Annotated in this window: 2 protein-coding genes; both read left to right on the top strand. The window is 68.7% G+C overall.

Features of this window, described 5'->3' with window-relative positions; all coding sequences use genetic code 11:
* The first annotated feature begins 8 nt into the window (after positions 1-8).
* Positions 9-584, top strand: a complete 576-nt coding sequence (locus AAH979_RS42805) for an IS607 family transposase (RefSeq protein ID WP_346263837.1) — start codon at positions 9-11, stop codon at positions 582-584.
* The coding region (tnpB, locus tag AAH979_RS42810) for an IS607 family element RNA-guided endonuclease TnpB (RefSeq protein ID WP_346263836.1) at positions 581-1,947 on the top strand (1,367 nt) is incomplete at its 3' end. The genes AAH979_RS42805 and tnpB, both read left to right, overlap by 4 nt.

Below are 1,947 nucleotides of genomic sequence, written 5' to 3' on the forward strand. Positions count from 1 at the left end.
ATGTAATGGTGAACTTGAAAGAGTGGGCGAAGCGGGAAGGAGTCCACCCGGTCACGGCGTATCGCTGGTTCCGGGAGGGCAAGCTGCCCGTGCCCGCTCGACGAGTCGGCGGCCTGATCCTGGTAGAGCGGCACGCCGAGGCGTCGTCACCAGAAACCACAGTGGTGTACGGCCGCGTGTCGTCTGCCGATCAGAAGTCCGACTTGGATCGACAGGTCGCCCGGGTAACCGCATGGGCGACTGGGCGGAACCTCGTTGTGTCCCGAGTCGTTACCGAGGTCGGGTCCGCGCTCAACGGACGCCGCGAGAAGTTCCTGGCGTTGCTGCGTGACCCGACCGTCACGACGATCGTGGTCGAACACCGGGACCGGTTCGCCCGTTTCGGCGGCGAGTACGTCGAAGCCGCGCTGGCCGCCCAAGGCAGGCGGCTTCTGGTGGTCGACCCGGCCGAGGTGGACGACGACCTTGTGCGCGACATGACCGAGATCCTGACGTCGCTGTGCGCCCGTCTCTATGGACGGCGCTCTGCTGCGAACCGAGCCCGCCGCGCCGTCGAAGCGGCCACCGAGGGCGACCCGGCATGAAGACGATTCAGGCGTACCGGTTCGCCTTGGACCTCACCCCGACCCAAGAGCGTGCGGTACTCGCGCACGCCGGGGCGGCACGGTTGGCGTACAACTGGGCGTTGGCTCGGGTGAAGGCGGTCATGGACCAGCGCGCGGCGCAGCGTACCTACGGTGTGCCGGATGGTCAGCTCACCCCGGCGGTCGGGTGGTCGTTGCCCGCGTTGCGCCGGGAGTGGAACGCCGCGAAGGGTGGTGTGGCGCCGTGGTGGCGGGAGTGTTCGAAGGAGGCATTCAACACCGGCCTGGACGCGCTCGCCCGCGCGTTGAAGAACTGGGCCGACTCCCGCGCCGGTAAACGTGCTGGCCGTCCGGTCGGGTTTCCTCGGTTCAAGTTCCGACGCCGCACCACACCGTCCGTGCGGTTCACCACCGGCACGATCCGGGTCGAGCCCGACCGCATGCACGTGACGCTACCCAGGCTGGGCCGATTGAAGCTGCACGAGTCCGCTCGGAAACTCGCACGCCGCGTGGACAACGACACCGCCCGGATCATGTCCGCGACCGTCCGGCGCGACGGTGGCCGCTGGCACGTCTCGTTCACCGTCGAGGTCGAACGCGCCGACCAGGTACCGGCCAAGCCCACGTCTGTGGTAGGCGTGGACGTCGGCGTCACGCACCTTGCGGTGTTGTCCACCGGTGAACTGGTGGACAACCCGCGCCACCTCGTTGCCTCGCAGGCCCGGCTACGTGCCTGGGGAAGAGCGCTGTCGCGTAAGAGCGGCCCCGACCGGCGTACCGGACGCCGCCCATCGAAGCGGTGGGAACGGGCGTCCGCGCGGCTTGGCCGTGCGCACGCCCGGGTCGCTCATCTGCGCCGCGACGGCCTGCACAAGCTCACCACCCGGCTCACTCGTGAGCACGGCACGGTCGTGGTCGAAGACCTCAACGTGGGCGGCATGCTGCGTAACCGGCGGCTGGCCCGGCATATCGCTGACGCCGGATTCGCCGAGATCCGCCGTCAACTCGCTTACAAGACCTCATGGAACGGTGGCCGACTGATCGTGGCCGACCGTTGGTATCCGTCCTCGAAGACCTGCTCGGGCTGCGGCGCGGTGAAAGCCAAGCTGGCCCTGTCCGAGCGTGAGTACGACTGTGAGGCGTGTGGGCTGGTCCTGGACCGGGACCTCAACGCCGCACGCAACCTGGCCGCTGTTGCGGCCGAGTTCGACACCGCCGGGAGTGGCCCGGTGGCAGCACGTGGAGCCGACCGTAAGACCCGTGCACGCGGGCTGGCGGCTGTGAAGCGTGAACCCGGCACGGCGTCCGCCGGTCAGACCGGGACCGTCCCACCGCAAGGCGGGACTACTAATCACGTGCTCAC

Origin of the sequence: Plantactinospora sp. ZYX-F-223 (genome assembly GCF_039649625.1) — a bacterium.
Taxonomy (GTDB): Bacteria; Actinomycetota; Actinomycetes; order Mycobacteriales; family Micromonosporaceae; genus Plantactinospora.